Raw genomic sequence first — 16900 nt, 5'->3', positions numbered from 1 at the left:
CATAATTAATTTAGATAATAAGTAACTCTTTCGCATTGGCCAATGTTGCATCGGTAATTTTATCCCCACCTAACAATCGTGCAAGCTCATTTATACGCCCATTTTTATCTAATTTTTGCATATCTGTCGAAGTTTGTTTACCCGTTGTTTGCTTACTGACAAAATAGTGTTGATTGGCTTGACCGGCAACTTGCGGCAAATGGGTAACCGTAATCACTTGGGTTGACTCACCAAGCTGCCTCAATAACTGTCCGACTTTAGCGGCAGTTGGTCCGCTGATACCGACATCAATTTCATCAAAAATTAATGCTGGCGTATCCATTTTTTGTGCGGTTAAAACCTGTATGGCAAGGGCAATACGTGATAATTCCCCACCTGATGCTACTTTTGCTAAAGGCTGTGCCTCTTGTCCGGCATTAGTGCTCACTAAAAAACAGACTTGGTCTGCGCCATCTTCACTCAATCGGTTTTCATCAAATACAACATCTATACTAAATTGACCATTTGGCATGGATAATTCATGCATAATCGCCATGACTTTTTTAGCTAACGTTTTACTTACTGTTAATCGCTTTTGATGTAATTTAGTGGCAAGTTTAAGGGCAATTTGTTGATACTTTTTGATCTCTTCTTGTAATTGCTCACCTTGTTCATCTTGTTGATTAATCTGTTTAAATTCATTTAATAAACTTTGATGTAACTCGGGTAATGCCTCGGGAGAAACATGATGTTTACGCGCTAAGGCAATTTGTTTTGATAACCGTTGTTCAAGTTGCATTACTCTTGCCGGATCAAGCTCTAAGCTTTCACTATAATGACGTAATTCATAGCTAGCTTCTTTAATTTGAATAGCAGCTTCTTCTAACATCGTTAAAATATCATTTAGCGACGGATCTAATGTTACTAACTCATGGATACTCTGCTTCACACTATTGAGCATATTATTAACATTATATTCATCTGCTTCATCTAATAGCATGATAGATTGTTGGCTAAGATTAATTAGCTGCTCACTATTTGACAACTTTTTATATTCTTCATCAATCAGTTGATATTCACCGTCAATAGGAGAAAATTCGTTTAACTCTTTTAATTGATATTGCAATAACTGTAGGTGTGCATCCCGCTCTTGTTTGGAAGCTTGGTATTGCTGATAAGCTTGGGCGGCAGATTTCCATTGCTTATAAGCTTGTTGCATTTGTGACAATAATGTCGGCTCATTCATATAGTGATTAAGTAAAATTTGTTGATAATCACTACGTAGTAGACGTTGATGTTCATGTTGTCCATGAATTTGAATTAACATTTGCCCTAAATCTTTTAATTGCGAAATAGGCACTGCGCGACCATTAATAAATGCTTTAGAACGTCCATCTTGATTAATAACTCGCCTTAAAATACATTCATTACCTTCATCAAGTTGATTCTCGGTTAACCACGAATGTGCCGCCGGAGTATCATCAAGAACAAAACTGGCAGAAATATCTACCCGATCCGCGCCATTGCGAATGGCTGAAGCATCAGAACGATTTCCTAAACAAAGCCCTAAAGCATCGATCGCAATCGATTTACCCGCGCCGGTCTCCCCCGTTATTGCCGTCATTCCTGTTGTAAAATCAACTAACAACTGATCGACAATAGCAAAATTATTAATAGTAAGTTGAGTTATCATAATAGTTCAATAAGTGTATGCAACTGATTAAAATTAATGCGAGTATATCAATAATAACACTGTAAATAAACACAGCTTTTTAAATAAAATGACGATTTTATTCGAGGATATTTGCTAGAATTATTGTGCTGATAGGGTTTAAGATACTTTTAAAGCTTATTCATTTTTTTAAATAAATAAGTAAATAAGTGATAGTGAGAGATTTATCGGCCACTAAAAATTCAAAAAAGCCATTGATAAGGAGAAATTTCAATGGCCTAAAACAGAGCTAATATAATGAAGCAATAACTTCATAGATCAATTGCAGATTTAAAACCACTAGTGCAATAGTAGCTATCCAGCCTAAAATAATCGTTAACTTACTATTAACAAACTCCTTCATAATTTTTCTATTTGAAGTAACCAAAATTAAAGGTACCATTGAAATCGGTAAGGCAATACTTAAAAATACTTGAGTATAAATCAATAAATTCTCAACAATATTTTCCTTATCTCCCCAGATATAGATACATAAAATCACTGGCGTAACCGCCAATCCTCGACTAATCATTCGTCTAGCCCAAAGTGGAATAGAGAGATTAATAAACCCTTCCATCACGATTTGCCCGGTTAATGTGCCGGTAATAGTGGCGTTCTGACCTGAGGCCAGTAGCGCCACAGCAAATAATGTTGCCATAATCGAACTGGCTACCGGCCCAACCATATTTGGATCTTTCAAAGCATCATATAGCTGTGTAAATCGACCAAGATCATCGGGATTATTGCCATAAAAAAGGGCGGCACCAAGAATCAATAATAGGCAATTGATGATGAACGAAAAGGATAACTGTATATTAGAATCAATGGTGGCATATTTAATTGCATCTTTTAGACTAGTTCGATTCTTTCTGTCATATTTTCTGGTTTGAACGATAGAAGAGTGTAGATATAAATTATGTGGCATAACAGTTGCACCAACAATCCCTAGCGCAATAACCAATGCTGAATCATGGCCTTTGATTGAAGCAGTAAAAATGTCCGTCCTTGGTATAAAGCCATTTATAATGTCACTCAATGCCGGTGAAGCTCTTAACACTTCATAAGTGAAGATAATAAATATTGTCGCAATCAGACAAAAGACGATCGCTTCTATTTTCCTAAATCCAAACCGCATTAAAATTAATAGAATAACAACGTCAAAAACCGTTAATAAAACACCAATCAATAATGGAATATCAAACAAAAGATTCAAGGCAACGGCACTACCAATAACCTCAGCAATTTCTGTGGCAATAATCGCTAATTCAGTTGATATCCATAAACAAAATGCTACCTTCCTACCCACCATCGATTTAGTTGCTTGAGCAAGATCCATGCCGGTAACTACGCCAATCTTGACACACATGGCCTGTAATAACATGGCTATCAAGCTAGAAATTAATATCACTGATAGCAACAAATAACTATAAAGCGCACCGCCTTGAATTGAGGTGATCCAATTACCGGGATCCATATAACCAACCGCTACTAAAGCCCCCGGACCAGAAAAAGCCCACAGTTTTCGAAGAAAACTCGCATTTGGATCGGGAATATGAACAGTATTATTGATCTCTTCTAAACTTACTGTGGATATTTTCAACATAATCAAAACCTCAAAATTGATATATTGCCATTATATATGATAATGAGAATCATTATCAATTAAATTAACCATTTTAAGTTTTTTTAGAAATTATGATCGGGATAATGTGTATTATTTAGATTTAAAAGCGTATATTATTTAACCGTAATTAGTCTATAAATCGGTATGTCGGCATCTAACCATTATGACTGATTAAAGCTATATTAGTCCACCCCAAAAGTAATACTGAGCAAGCAAATTTTGTTTTAAACGAATATACGATAAAACGTCCTACCGAATTTAGGTAGAACTTAGATAGAACACATTTTATTTATATTATTGGCTATTTAATTTCAATTCTATTAAATATAGTAAGGAATAACTTCAATGTTTGGAAATAAAACAAATCGTCAAATTATCATCTGGACAACAATTATTGGTGGTTTTATCAGTTCATTAGTCAAATGGGGCTCTGAAGTTAATATGCCACCTCGAGTTCCCGGTGAAATTTCGCCACCAGCGGCACATATTGATGCTTGGCTTGGTTGGTTAGGTATTAATTCTCATTCTCTTGATTATATTTATCAAGGTGCAAACGTTTTAGGTGCGGTCACCCTTTATCACTGGTTATTCAGTTTCGCTTTTGCTTTTGTTTATGTATTTATCGCTTATTTTTGGAATAAAATCCGACTTTGGTATGGAGCCTTTTATGGGCTAATTATTACTGTTGTTATGCATGGTTTTTTTATTCCATTGTTAGGCTTCCGTCATCCGGCTTATGCACCTGAAGGAACAATAGGTTGGTTGTGGAATTTAAATGGTTATGAGTTATGGAGTGAAATCTTAGGCCATATTTATTGGGGGGTATCAATCGAGATCTGTATGATTGCCGTACTCGCTCACTTTTCTAGACCGATTCATGGTGAATGGCGAAAATAAATATTGTTTACTACCCTTCTGTCCCAATCAAGATAGGAGGGTTTAAAGTTAAGATAAATTAATTATTAATCATTTTCTTATGTGAAATATTTAGGTTAATCTTCACCACTCTATCTGCATTTATATCACTAAGTTGTCGCTCAACTCTAATTGATTGACGAGCTTCCTTTTTCTTTTCCACCATAAAATTATTCACAGGGATAAAAATAATAACCGCAAATAATAATCCAACCGCAGTATAATCAAACCAATGTTTATGTGATTTAAATAGCCAATACAGAATATTGACAATGCAGTTAAACAAGAAAAAAACCATAATAAAAAAGTTCAAAATAGACTGAGTCGTCATAACACCGATATGGTCATTACCTAATGACGGACAGATCAAAGTAAGTTCAAGAAAATAAATTAAATAAAGAATAATACACATAGTAACTTTTACTCATCATGCTATAGAATTTCTTATTATCTTAATATATGGCTATTAAACAAATATAGTTAATTTTTGATTAAGTGAAAATGGTGGATGATTTTATTATAGATAAAAACTATACCAACCAATAAAAAACTAGAATTATTCAATAACATTTTTTTTTGTTATCTTTCCTATTACTAACCAAATGTGATGAAAGGAAGACAAAATGAATACTGCTGTTATCGGATACCCTCGAGTTGGGAAGCTTCGTGAATTAAAATTTGCCACCGAAGCTTATTTTAAAGGTAATAAAACCCAAGCTGAATTATTAAGTGAAGCAAAAGCACTACGTGCGGAACATTTACAACAACAAGCTTCGCAAAAAATCGCATTTATCTCATCAAATGATTTTTCATTTTATGATGCCGTACTTGATACTGCATGTTTACTTAATGTTATTCCCAAACGTTATCAAGATTTAGGTTTACCTGAACTCGATCGCTATTTTGCAATGGCGCGTGGTTATCAAGGTGAAAAAGGTGATGTGCGTGCGTTAGCAATGAAGAAATGGTTTAACACCAATTACCACTACTTAGTGCCTGAAATTGAAGATTCACTGCAAATTAAAATCGCCAGTACAAAACCTTTTGATGAATATCAAGAAGCAAAAGCATTAGGTATCCAAACTAAACCGGTTATTATTGGGGCATTAACCTTTTTCAAATTAGCCCAATATTTAGGCAGCAAACAACTGGTTGATTTTAAGGCAGATATTATTAAAGCCTATCAAGAAATCATCGAAAAATTCACTGCACTTGGTGCTGACTGGATCCAAATTGATGAACCAATTTTAGTGACGGATCTTAGTCAACAAGATATCGCACTATTTAACGAACTCTATCAAGCTATCTTATCAGTTAAAGGTAAAACTAAAGTTGTGTTACAAACCTATTTTGGTGATGTGCGTGACTGCTATAAAGAACTGGTTGCATTACCGTTTGATGGTATTGGTCTGGATTTTGTTGAAGGTAAGCAAACATTAACCTTACTTGAAAATAATGGCTTCCCTGTTGATAAAGTTTTATTTGCCGGTGTCGTTAATGGTAAAAATATTTGGAAAAATGATTACAAAAAAACCTTAACTTTATTAGCTAAAATTAAACAAAAAGCGGCAAACGTGGTGGTAAATACTTCATGCTCATTATTGCATGTACCTTATACGCTACAAAATGAGACGAAATTAACTATTCAACAACGTGCTTATTTTGCTTTCGCCCAAGAAAAACTACAAGAACTTGCTGAACTAGGTCAATTACTTAATGAAGCCAATCCTGATAACAATGCGGCTTACAAAGCTAACCAAACTCTGTTTACCCGTGAACGTGAAGGGGCTAACCAAGCGGTTCGCCAAAAAGTGGCGGCACTGAAAGAGTCTGATTTTACTCGTTTACCTGAGTTTTCAGTACGTGAAGCTGCGCAGAAAAAAGCCTTTAATTTGCCATTATTACCTACTACTACTATTGGTTCATTCCCACAAACGCCGGATGTACGTTTAAATCGTGCTAAATTCAAAAAAGGCGAAATTTGCCTAAATGAATACACTGAATTTAATAAGAAAAAAATTGCTGAATGTATCAAACTACAAGAAGAGATCGGTATTGATGTATTAGTTCACGGTGAATTTGAACGTAATGACATGGTGGAATACTTCGGTGAAAGTTTAAATGGCTTTGTCTTTACTGAAAAAGCATGGGTACAATCTTATGGTACGCGTTGCGTTAAGCCACCAATTGTTTGGGGTGATATTTCCCGTTCTAAACCAATTACGGTTGAATATTCAAAATATGCGCAAAGTTTAACTGATAAACCTGTTAAAGGCATGTTAACTGGCCCTGTGACTATCCTAAACTGGTCATTCCCTCGTGAAGATATTTCACAAAAAGAATCGGTATTCCAAATTGGATTAGCGATCAGTGATGAAGTATTAGATCTTGAAGCGGCTGGCATTAAAGTCATCCAAATTGACGAAGCGGCATTAAAAGAAAAATTACCACTACGTAAAGCGGATTGGAATAGTGAATATCTAGATTGGGCAATTCCGGCATTTAGATTAGTTCACAGCAAAGTACAAGCTGATACCCAAATTCATACTCATATGTGTTATAGCGAATTTGCTGACATCATCAAAGATATCGATGCAATGGATGCTGATGTTATTTCATTTGAAGCATCACGCTCAAATCTACAATTAATTGATGTGCTTAAAGCAAATAACTTTAAAACAGAAGTGGGGCCTGGTGTATATGACATCCACTCACCACGCGTACCACCAGTTGCGGAAATCAAAGCAACCATTGAAAAATTAGTGGCTAAAATTGATAAGCAAAAATTGTGGATTAATCCAGATTGTGGTTTAAAAACTCGCGGTGAAAAAGAAGTAGTTGAAAGCTTAGAACATCTAGTTCAAGCAACCTTAGAAGTGAGAAAGACTCTTAATTAACACTGTTTTTTATAAAGTTAATTAGCTTTGTCTGTCTTAATTACCGCCGCCTTTATAGGCGGCGGTAATGTCAGTAGAGTAAAAAAGATAGCAAGAATGGATGGTACCAATGAAAACAAATTTATTATTTAACCAAAAAACAGTATTCTCCTTTGAGGTTTTTCCACCTAAAAAAACGTCACCATTAGAGACAATTTATAGCACTTTACGCGAATTAGGTTATTTTAAACCTGACTTTATTAGTGTCACTTATGGGGCTGGTGGTAGTTTAAATGGTCAAACTACGATTGATATTGCGCATGCAGTTAAACATACTTATGGTATTGAAAGTGTCGCCCATTTACCGGGGATTAACTTCGACAAAGCCGAAATGCTAAAAATTCTTCACGACCTCAAATGTGCTGGAATTGATAACGTATTAGCATTACGTGGTGATACCAGTCCCAATGTAACACCTAAAGATGATTTTCGCTTTGCTAGCGAATTAGTCACCTTTATTAAAGAAAATGGTGATTTTAATGTTATTGGCGCATGCTATCCAGAAGGGCATCTTGAAGCAACGACGCTTAAACAAGATTTAATCCATCTAAAAGAGAAAGTAAATGCCGGTACCGATCAGTTAATTTCACAACTATTTTTTGATAATGACTATTTTTATGCCTTTTTAGATAAAGCGCATGATATGGATATTAATGTACCAATTGAAGCAGGTATTATGCCAGTTACTAATAAAAATCAAATTGAACGCATGGTTTCAATGTGTGGCGTAAATTTACCTAAAAAGTTCAAACAGATGATGGAAAAATATGAACATCATCCAGATGCATTTCGTGATGCTGGTATAGCTTATGCTATTGATCAGATTGTTGATTTAGTCTCACAAAACGTTGATGGTATCCATTTATATACAATGAACAATAGTTACATTGCTAGACGCATTAGCGAAGCGGTATCAACACTGCTTGCGGTGCCAAAATCAGCGTAATTATTTCGTTGTTTGTAAGAATATGAGAAAGGTTTGGTAGAATTGGTTGCGGGGGCTGGATTTGAACCAACGACCTTCGGGTTATGAGCCCGACGAGCTACCAAGCTGCTCCACCCCGCGTCAAAGAGGTTGCTATAATATAGTAATTAAATAATAAAGCAATACCTTTCTTGTCTAAACGCCCTTTTTTTACGCATTCCTTACCAAATAATCTCGCTTTTTATACGATTTAGTATGCTTTTCTCAATATTTTTATAACAAAATTTATTTTCGTTGATAATTCATTATGCTAACATCTTTACAATTACATAAAATTTTTAATAAGAAAAAAGGAAATAAGTATGTCAACTCAATATCATGGAGCTTGTTTGTGTGGAAAAGTTAAATTATCTGTACCATTTGCCAATACGGAGTTTAGTGCATGTCATTGCCAAACTTGTCGTAAATGGAGTGCTGGGCCTTTAATGACCTTAGCGCACAGTGGTGATTTAACGATAGAAGGACAAGAAAACGTTACCCATTTTAACTCATCAGAATGGGCGGAAAGAGCATTTTGTAAAGAGTGTGGCTCTCATCTTTATTATCATTTAAAAGGTACGCAAAATTACTATATTGCTGCTTGGATCTTTGACGATATTAAAGAGTTAAAATTCACAGCTGAAGTCTTTATTGATAAAAAACCAACTTGCTACGCGTTTGCTAATCCGACTCACAAATTAACCGAAGCAGATATTTTAGCGATGGCGGCAGGAAAGGCTTAAAAAATAAATTATAACTTGATATATTTATAAAAAAGACGAGCATTGCTCGTCTTTTTGCTTATTGATAAAGTGCCTGTAATGGCACCACACTGTTGGCAGGATCGTAATCTAGTGCCGACGTTGTGGCATAAGCAGCATTCATAGTGGTATCGTAATGGACTTTATATTGGATAGCACTACGGCGCAGAATTTTAGAAGCTTCAATAGCAGCTCGCCCTGAGGTCGTGTTAAGAATATAACTGTACTCGCCATTTTTGATATGATCATGAATATTGGGCCGACCTTCATTCTCTTTTTTGACAATTTGGCAGGCAATTCCTGCTTGTTGCAATGCTTTTGCTGTACCAAGGGTGGCATCAATAGTAAATCCATGAGCGATTAATCGTTTAGCAACTTCTAATAGACGTGGTTTATCTTGTTCACGAATAGAAAGTAATGCTTTACCAGATTTTTTCATGTTAGATAAACTACCAAGTTGTGCTTTAGCAAAAGCTTCGGCAAACGTTTTACCAATTCCCATAACTTCACCGGTTGAGCGCATTTCAGGCCCTAAAATTGGGTCAACACCGCTAAACTTATTAAATGGTAATACCACTTCTTTAACTGAGTAATAAGGCGGAATCACTTCTTGGGTGACCTTTTGCTTGGCAAGCAATCGCCCTGTCATGACGCGAGCCGCAATTTTAGCCAGTGGTAAGCCTGTCGCTTTCGAGACAAATGGCACCGTACGCGCTGCACGCGGATTAATTTCAATCAGATAAACTTGATTATCTTTGACTGCAAATTGCCCATTCATTAAACCTTTTACATTAAGTTCAAACGCCAATTGTTTCGCTTGTTTTCGCAGTTCAGCTAAAATTTCAGGGCTTAAGGTATGAGTTGGCAGTGAACAAGCTGAATCACCCGAGTGGATACCGGCTTGTTCAATATGCTCCATAATGCCACCAATAACGATTTGCTCGCCATCGGCAATCACATCAATATCCACCTCGATTGCATCATCTAAAAAGTGGTCAAGCAGTACTGGCGCATTATTGGATTCACTTACTGCGGTTTTAATGTAGCGTCGTAAATCTTGTTCATTGTAGACAATTTCCATTGCTCGTCCGCCTAATACATAAGATGGACGCACCACAAGTGGATAACCGATTTGCTCTGCTTTGATTACTGCTTCATCGATATCGATTACGGTGGCATTAACAGGCTGTTTTAATTTTAATTTATCGACTACTTCTTGAAAGCGTTTGCGATCTTCAGCTCTATCTATGGCATCAGGTGAAGTACCAATAATTGGAATTCCAGCAGCTTCAAGGGCTCGCGCCAATTTCAGCGGAGTTTGTCCACCATACTGCACTATCACGCCATCAGGTTTTTCAACGTGGGCAATTTCAAGCACATCTTCAAGGGTAACCGGCTCAAAATAGAGTCTATCGGAAGTATCATAATCGGTTGAAACCGTTTCGGGATTGCAATTTACCATAATGGTTTCAAAGCCGTCTTCGCGTAAAGCTAAAGCAGCATGTACACAGCAGTAATCAAATTCAATCCCTTGTCCAATACGATTAGGTCCTCCTCCTAAAATCATAATCTTTTTACGATTAAATTGTGGATTGGCCTCACACTCTTGTTCATAGGTTGAGTAAAGATAGGCGGTATCGGTTGAAAACTCGGCTGCACAGGTATCCACACGTTTATAAACTGGGTGAATATCATATTGTACGCGCAGATCTCGCACAGCTTGTTCTTGAGTATTAAGCAGTTTAGCAATACGCAGATCCGAAAAGCCTTTACGTTTAAGTTGCCATAATGTCTCTTGATCAAGATCATGAATAGTTTGTTGCTTTAAGCGGTTTTCTATTTGCACTAATTCTTCTATTTGCACTAAGAACCAGCGATCAATATGCGTTAATAAAAACACTTCATTAACGGTAAAACCAGCGCGAAAAGCATCGGCTATATACCAAATGCGATCGCTACCAGCCTCTTGTAGTTCGTATCGAATTTTAGCAAGATTCTTTTCATCGCTAGCATCATCGATTTTTTCATCTAATCCGCACGCCCCTACTTCTAAACCGCGAAGTGCTTTTTGCATTGATTCTTGGAATGTTCGGCCAATTGCCATCACTTCGCCTACTGATTTCATTTGTGTGGTTAAGCGATCATTGCAACCGGCAAATTTTTCAAAATTAAACCGTGGGATTTTAGTCACCACATAATCAATAGAAGGTTCGAAAGAAGCAGGCGTTTTACCACCAGTAATATCATTGCAAAGCTCATCAAGTGTATAGCCAACCGCTAATTTAGCTGCAATCTTGGCAATAGGAAAGCCGGTTGCTTTAGAGGCTAACGCCGAAGAGCGTGATACCCGAGGATTCATCTCAATGACAATTAATCGTCCCGTTTGTGGATCAACCGAAAATTGCACGTTTGAACCGCCAGTTTCAACACCAATTTCGCGCAATACCGCAATAGAGGCATTACGCATGATTTGATACTCTTTATCTGTCAAAGTTTGTGCCGGCGCAACTGTTATCGAATCACCAGTATGAATGCCCATTGCGTCGAAGTTTTCAATCGAACAAACAATAATGCAATTATCGTTTTTATCGCGCACAACTTCCATTTCATACTCTTTCCAGCCTATTAGTGATTCGTCGATCAGGAGTTCATTGGTTGGAGATAAATCAAGTCCACGAGTACAGATTTCTTCAAACTCTTCTTGATTATAAGCGATGCCACCGCCGGTTCCGCCCATAGTGAATGATGGACGAATAATACAAGGAAAGCCCACTTGTTCCAGTACCGCATAAGCCTCTGGTAATGAGTGAGCAATGCCTGAACGGGCGGTATCAAGCCCAATTTTTTTCATTGCCTGATCAAAACGTTTGCGATCTTCGGCTTTATCAATCGCATCTGCGGTAGCGCCGATCATTTCAACATTAAACTCTTTTAATACACCCTGTTTTTCAAGTTCTAATGCGCAATTTAATGCCGTTTGTCCGCCCATTGTTGGTAAAATGGCATCGGGTCGCTCTTTTTCAATAATTTTGCGCACACATGTCCAATGAATTGGCTCAATATAGGTGGCATCCGCCATTTCAGGATCGGTCATAATGGTTGCCGGATTGGAGTTAACTAAAATTACTCGGTATCCTTCTTCACGTAGAGCTTTACATGCCTGAGCGCCTGAATAATCAAATTCACAAGCTTGACCAATAACAATTGGACCCGCGCCAATAATTAGAATACTGTTAATATCTGTTCGCTTAGCCATATTATTGCTCCTGCTTATAAATTTTAATTAATTCGATAAAGTGATCAAAAAGTGGCGCAGCATCGTGTGGACCCGGACTGGCTTCAGGGTGTCCTTGAAAACTAAATGCAGGTTTTTGATTATGATGAATTCCTTGTAATGAACCATCAAATAAGGATTTGTGTGTAGCACGTAAATGTGCGGGCAAGGTGCTTTCATCGACAGCAAATCCGTGATTTTGTGCGGTAATCATGACACGATTATTTTCTAGATCCTTAACTGGATGATTGCCTCCATGATGACCAAATTTCATTTTGATAGTTTTAGCTCCACAGGCTAGTGCTAACAGTTGGTGTCCCAAACAGATACCAAAAACCGGAATATCAGTAGTCAGAAACTTCTTAATCGCTTCAATGGCATAAGTACAAGGCGCCGGATCTCCTGGGCCATTTGATAAAAAGATTCCATCCGGATTTAGTGCCAACACTTCATTTGCGGGGGTTTTAGCCGGAACAACAGTTAACTTACATCCACGCGCAACTAACATCCGTAATATATTTTGTTTCACGCCAAAATCATAAGCAACCACATGGTAAGGCAATTCACTTTCCGCTTTTGGTGTAGGATGCTCTTGTTGTCTGGTCCAAATACCAAAAGTCCATGTGTAACTTTGTTTACAAGTCACTTCTTTAGCCAAATCTAATCCACTTAACCCTTTATAATTTAGTGCTTCCTGTTTGGCATTTTCGGCTTTATCTAATAAGGTCTGTTTATCATTTGCGGTAATGATCACACCATGTTGTGCCCCTTTTTCACGTAAAATACGAGTTAAACGACGGGTATCAATATCCGCAATAGCAATTACATTATGCTTTTTTAAATAACTGGAAAGATCCATTTCACTTCGATAATTGCTGGCAATTAGCGGCAAATCACGAATAATCAATCCTTTTGCATAAACTTGTGTTGATTCAGCATCGGCACTATTGGTACCAACATTACCAATATGCGGATAAGTTAATGTAACGATTTGCTCACTATAAGAAGGATCAGTGAGGATTTCCTGATAACCGGTCATTGACGTATTAAACACCACTTCACCAACAGTTTGACCGTTAGCACCAATTGACTTACCGATAAATTGTGAACCATCTTGTAACATAAGGAGGGCATAAGTTTGCATGATTAAACAACCTTTGATTAAATAATCAATAATTATGAATAATAATTCATTTAACTGTTTTTTTAGGATCTAATGTTTGGCCATTTTATTACACTTTTTTGAACAAAAAAAGCGATATTATAAAAAATAATTAAATAATAAAATCTAATTTTTTAGACAATTCAAAGATTAAAAAATAATATTAACTAAATTAAAAATGTTTAACTTGAAATTGCATAATTATTCAAATAAAATCGTAACAATATTTACCGCTATTAGGAGCTCAATATGCACGGTTTTTATCAACGCCATTTTTTACGTTTACTCGACTTCACCCCAGCAGAAATTAACCAGCTGATTCAGCTTGCTATCGAATTAAAAAAAGCCAAAAAACACGGTGGCGAAAAAAAACATTTAGTTGGTAAAAATATTGCCCTTATTTTTGAAAAAGACTCAACCCGTACACGCTGTGCATTTGAAGTAGGTGGCTTTGATCAAGGTGCACAAGTTACCTATTTAGGACCAAGTGGTAGTCAAATCGGACACAAAGAGTCGATTGCCGATACCGCTCGGGTACTAGGTAGAATGTATGATGGCATTGAATATCGTGGTTATGGGCAAGAAATTGTTGAAACTTTAGCAAAATATGCTGGCGTGCCGGTTTGGAATGGTTTAACTACCGAAGCCCATCCAACGCAAATTTTAGCTGATTTTATGACCATGAAAGAACATATTGGCGATAGAGCATTAAACAGTGTTAAATTTGCCTATTTAGGTGATGCACGAAATAATATGGGCAATTCCTTAATGGAAGGTGCTGCATTAATGGGTATGGAAATTCGCTTAGTTGCCCCAAAAGCTTGCCAACCTGAAGCTGAGTTAGTACAAAAATGCCAAGAAATCGCTAAAACCACCGGCGCTAAAATTATTTTAACGGAAGATGTTGCTTCAGGTGTCAAATATGTAGATTTTCTTTATACCGATGTATGGGTATCAATGGGCGAACCGAAAGAAGTGTGGGATGAACGAGTAAAATTATTAACACCATATCAAGTCAATCAAAATGTGATCAAATTAACTGGCAACCCAAATGTGAAATTTATGCATTGCTTACCGGCTTTCCATGATATGAATACCACTGTGGGCAAACAAATGGCAGCTCAATATGGTTTGCAAAATGGTTTAGAAGTGACCGATGAAGTCTTTGAATCAAAACATAGCATCGTATTTGACGAAGCGGAGAACCGCCTCCATACGATAAAAGCGGTAATGGTTGCAACCTTAACTAAAGACGAATAATATAGTTGATTATCACTAATGCTTAGCTTGATTTAGCTAAACCGTTTTTTGCCGACTTTAAGTCGGCATTATTTTATCTAACAGACCTTTAACATAATGACAAAACAAGAGCGAAATAGAGACTTTAAAAAATATGTGCAATTAACAAATCCTATCCATCTACTCGCGGTGGGTTTAGGATCGGGAATGTCACCTATTATGCCCGGCACAATGGGATCAGCAATGGCTATTCCACTTTGGCTGCTATTTGATGGTCTGCAACCATATTTATATTGGGTGTTAATAGTTGTCGCCTTTATTTTTGGTTGTTTTTTATGTCAAAAAACCTCGGATGATACTCACACCCATGATTCAGGGCATATAGTATGGGATGAATTTGTTGGTATGTGGATTACCCTATTTTTTATTCCACAGATCTCTGTTTTATGGATTGCTATTGCTTTTGTTGCTTTTAGAGTATTTGATATGGCAAAACCTTGGCCAATCCGCTGGTTTGATAAACGCGTGCCGGGTGGATTTGGCATTATGGTTGATGATGTGATCGCCGCAATCTTTTCATCATTAACGGTTTATGCCTTAACCTTTATCATTTAAAGATAGATTTATCTTTAAATGATAATTTACTTGCAGTAATAATTTTCCACTAAAACATTTTCTGCGACCAACCTAGTTTGCTCGAAAGATTATTAAAATAGTCATAATCTTTCGAATGGATTAAATTAAATTCATAATCTGAGCGACGAATAATCACATCTTGTGTCGGTTTAATCGGTAAAATAATTTGGCTATCGCAAGCAATATTAAGATCCAACGCGGTTGTGGGAAATTTAAGATGGATAGGATTATCACTTTTTATTACCAATGGTCTAACCGCTAACGAGTGTGGAAACATTGGTGTAATAATTAACGCATCTAAATGTGGCGCAAGGATCGGACCACCGGCCGATAGTGAGTACGCGGTTGAACCGGTCGGTGTGGCAATAATTAAGCCATCCGCATGCTGCGAAAATGCATTACGCTCATTGATATAGACATCATAATCAATCATATGGGCAACCGTATTGGGGGTAACCACTATTTCATTTACCGCAAAACCAGAATTAATCAATTGACCATCACTATAGATTGATACTTCCAGCAAAAATCGAGGATCATCATCATATTCACCTTTGATAACTGGGGTTAATTGTTCGATGACATGATCATGAGAAATATCGGTTAAAAAACCTAAATTACCACGATTTACGCCAATGACTTTGATTTTATAGTGTGATAAGTGACGGGCTGAACGCAACATATTACCATCGCCACCCACCACAATAGCTAAATCGGCTTGTTCACCAATAGTATCTAATGATGCATATACATTGCTTGGGAATTTAATGTATTGCGCTAATTGATCTTCAACCAAAACTTCAATACCTAAGTTAACTAGCCAGTCATATAGTACTTGGTGAGTTTCAATCGCCTCTAACTTACGTGGAATCCCAACCAAACCAACACATTTAAATGGTCTACCCATAAAATATCCTTGTTTATTTTTGACTTAAGTACAATTATTTTTTAGTTATCAATTAAAAAACACGATATCATCTTATCGTTAAACTTGTAATAATAAAAATTATCCCCATAATAACTGTTATTCACTAAGTTTTCGACTAAATTTGGAGTACCGTATGACTGAACAAGAGAACAATATGTCAGAAAATGAGACAAACATTGAAACCGCTGCTGAGCAAACAACTGAAGAACAAACCCCATCACAACCAAGTGTTGAAGAGCAGTTAAAGGCTAAAGATGCACGTATTAGCGAACTTGAACAAGCACTGCAAATAGCTAAGAAAAATGAAAGCGAAGCAATGATTCGTGCTCGAGCAGAAATTGATAATGTTCGCAAACGTGTTGAGCAAGATGTAGATAAAGCACGTAAATTTGCGTTAGAAAAATTCTCAAATGAACTACTACCGGTAATTGATAATCTTGAGCGTGCGTTAGAATCTACCGATAAAAATAATCCAGAACACCAAGCAACAGTGGAAGGATTAGAGTTAACCTTAAAATCATTTTTAGATACGGTCAAAAAATTTGGCATTGACGTAATCAATACAGCTGATTCACAGCTCAATCCAGATCTGCACCAAGCAATTAGTATGGTTGAATCGCCTGAACATCAGTCAGGACAGATTGTAAATACTATCCAAAAAGGCTATACACTTAATGGCCGACTTATTCGACCGGCGATGGTAATTGTCGCTAAATAATGGTCGCTTAAACTAAAAACCGCCAAATTTGAAGTGCCCCCCAATAGTTGGAC

Annotated in this window: 13 protein-coding genes and 1 tRNA gene; 7 read left to right on the top strand and 7 right to left on the bottom strand. The window is 36.8% G+C overall.

Annotated features, from left to right (window positions below; all coding sequences use genetic code 11):
* Nucleotides 1-10: 10 nt before the first annotated feature.
* Together recN and AC5LXV_RS02920 are read right to left on the bottom strand one after the other, a co-directional pair.
* Nucleotides 11-1672: a DNA repair protein RecN gene (gene recN, locus AC5LXV_RS02925; RefSeq protein WP_493460519.1), complete on the bottom strand. Its 1662-nt coding sequence runs from the start codon at nt 1670-1672 to the stop codon at nt 11-13.
* Between the two features lie 268 nt (nt 1673-1940).
* Nucleotides 1941-3293: an Nramp family divalent metal transporter gene (locus tag AC5LXV_RS02920; RefSeq protein WP_493467339.1), complete on the bottom strand. Its 1353-nt coding sequence runs from the start codon at nt 3291-3293 to the stop codon at nt 1941-1943.
* A gap of 366 nt (nt 3294-3659) precedes the next feature.
* Here AC5LXV_RS02920 and AC5LXV_RS02915 point away from each other — a divergent pair, with 366 nt between their 5' ends.
* Entirely contained in the window at nt 3660-4211 is a 552-nt protein-coding gene (locus AC5LXV_RS02915; protein ID WP_034882391.1) for a YagU family protein, read from the top strand.
* 58 nt (nt 4212-4269) lie between these two features.
* Here AC5LXV_RS02915 and AC5LXV_RS02910 read toward each other — a convergent pair whose 3' ends face one another.
* Nucleotides 4270-4641, bottom strand: a complete 372-nt coding sequence (locus AC5LXV_RS02910) for a hypothetical protein (protein WP_110424498.1) — start codon at nt 4639-4641, stop codon at nt 4270-4272.
* A 211-nt stretch (nt 4642-4852) separates the two neighbouring features.
* Between AC5LXV_RS02910 and metE the strand changes: the two genes are divergently transcribed.
* Together metE and metF are read left to right on the top strand one after the other, a co-directional pair.
* A complete protein-coding gene (metE, locus tag AC5LXV_RS02905; RefSeq protein WP_493467338.1) occupies nt 4853-7126 on the top strand; it encodes a 5-methyltetrahydropteroyltriglutamate--homocysteine S-methyltransferase in 2274 nt (757 codons plus the stop codon).
* A 109-nt stretch (nt 7127-7235) separates the two neighbouring features.
* A complete protein-coding gene (gene metF / locus AC5LXV_RS02900) occupies nt 7236-8111 on the top strand; it encodes a methylenetetrahydrofolate reductase [NAD(P)H] (protein WP_493467337.1) in 876 nt (291 codons plus the stop codon).
* 43 nt (nt 8112-8154) lie between these two features.
* Here metF and AC5LXV_RS02895 read toward each other — a convergent pair.
* A tRNA-Met gene (locus tag AC5LXV_RS02895) sits at nt 8155-8231 on the bottom strand.
* A 221-nt stretch (nt 8232-8452) separates the two neighbouring features.
* Here AC5LXV_RS02895 and AC5LXV_RS02890 point away from each other — a divergent pair.
* Nucleotides 8453-8872: a GFA family protein gene (locus AC5LXV_RS02890; RefSeq protein ID WP_110434744.1), complete on the top strand. Its 420-nt coding sequence runs from the start codon at nt 8453-8455 to the stop codon at nt 8870-8872.
* A gap of 58 nt (nt 8873-8930) precedes the next feature.
* Here the strand turns inward: AC5LXV_RS02890 and carB are convergent, their stop codons facing one another.
* The gene (gene carB / locus AC5LXV_RS02885; protein WP_493467336.1) at nt 8931-12146 is read right to left on the bottom strand and encodes a carbamoyl-phosphate synthase large subunit; all 3216 of its coding nucleotides are present in this window, start codon (nt 12144-12146) and stop codon (nt 8931-8933) included.
* A gap of 1 nt (nt 12147) precedes the next feature.
* The gene (gene carA, locus AC5LXV_RS02880) at nt 12148-13308 is read right to left on the bottom strand and encodes a glutamine-hydrolyzing carbamoyl-phosphate synthase small subunit (RefSeq protein WP_493467335.1); all 1161 of its coding nucleotides are present in this window, start codon (nt 13306-13308) and stop codon (nt 12148-12150) included.
* Nucleotides 13309-13575: 267 nt separating this feature from the next.
* On the opposite strand from carA, the gene argF reads away from it, so the two are divergent.
* Entirely contained in the window at nt 13576-14586 is a 1011-nt protein-coding gene (gene argF, locus AC5LXV_RS02875) for an ornithine carbamoyltransferase (RefSeq protein ID WP_493467334.1), read from the top strand.
* Between the two features lie 96 nt (nt 14587-14682).
* Nucleotides 14683-15180 (top strand): phosphatidylglycerophosphatase A family protein, encoded by a 498-nt coding sequence (locus AC5LXV_RS02870; protein ID WP_493445721.1) that lies wholly within the window; start codon nt 14683-14685, stop codon nt 15178-15180.
* Nucleotides 15181-15229: 49 nt separating this feature from the next.
* Here AC5LXV_RS02870 and nadK read toward each other — a convergent pair whose 3' ends face one another.
* Nucleotides 15230-16108, bottom strand: coding sequence for an NAD(+) kinase (nadK, locus tag AC5LXV_RS02865; RefSeq protein ID WP_110434749.1), 879 nt, complete (start codon nt 16106-16108; stop codon nt 15230-15232).
* A gap of 154 nt (nt 16109-16262) precedes the next feature.
* Here nadK and grpE point away from each other — a divergent pair, with 154 nt between their 5' ends.
* A complete protein-coding gene (grpE, locus tag AC5LXV_RS02860; protein WP_110434750.1) occupies nt 16263-16847 on the top strand; it encodes a nucleotide exchange factor GrpE in 585 nt (194 codons plus the stop codon).
* Nucleotides 16848-16900: the final 53 nt, after the last annotated feature.

Source organism: Gilliamella sp. LMG 34359 (assembly GCF_984569085.1).
The sequence above is the reverse complement of the archived record's forward strand: the minus strand, read 5'-3'. Positions and strand labels throughout refer to the sequence as shown.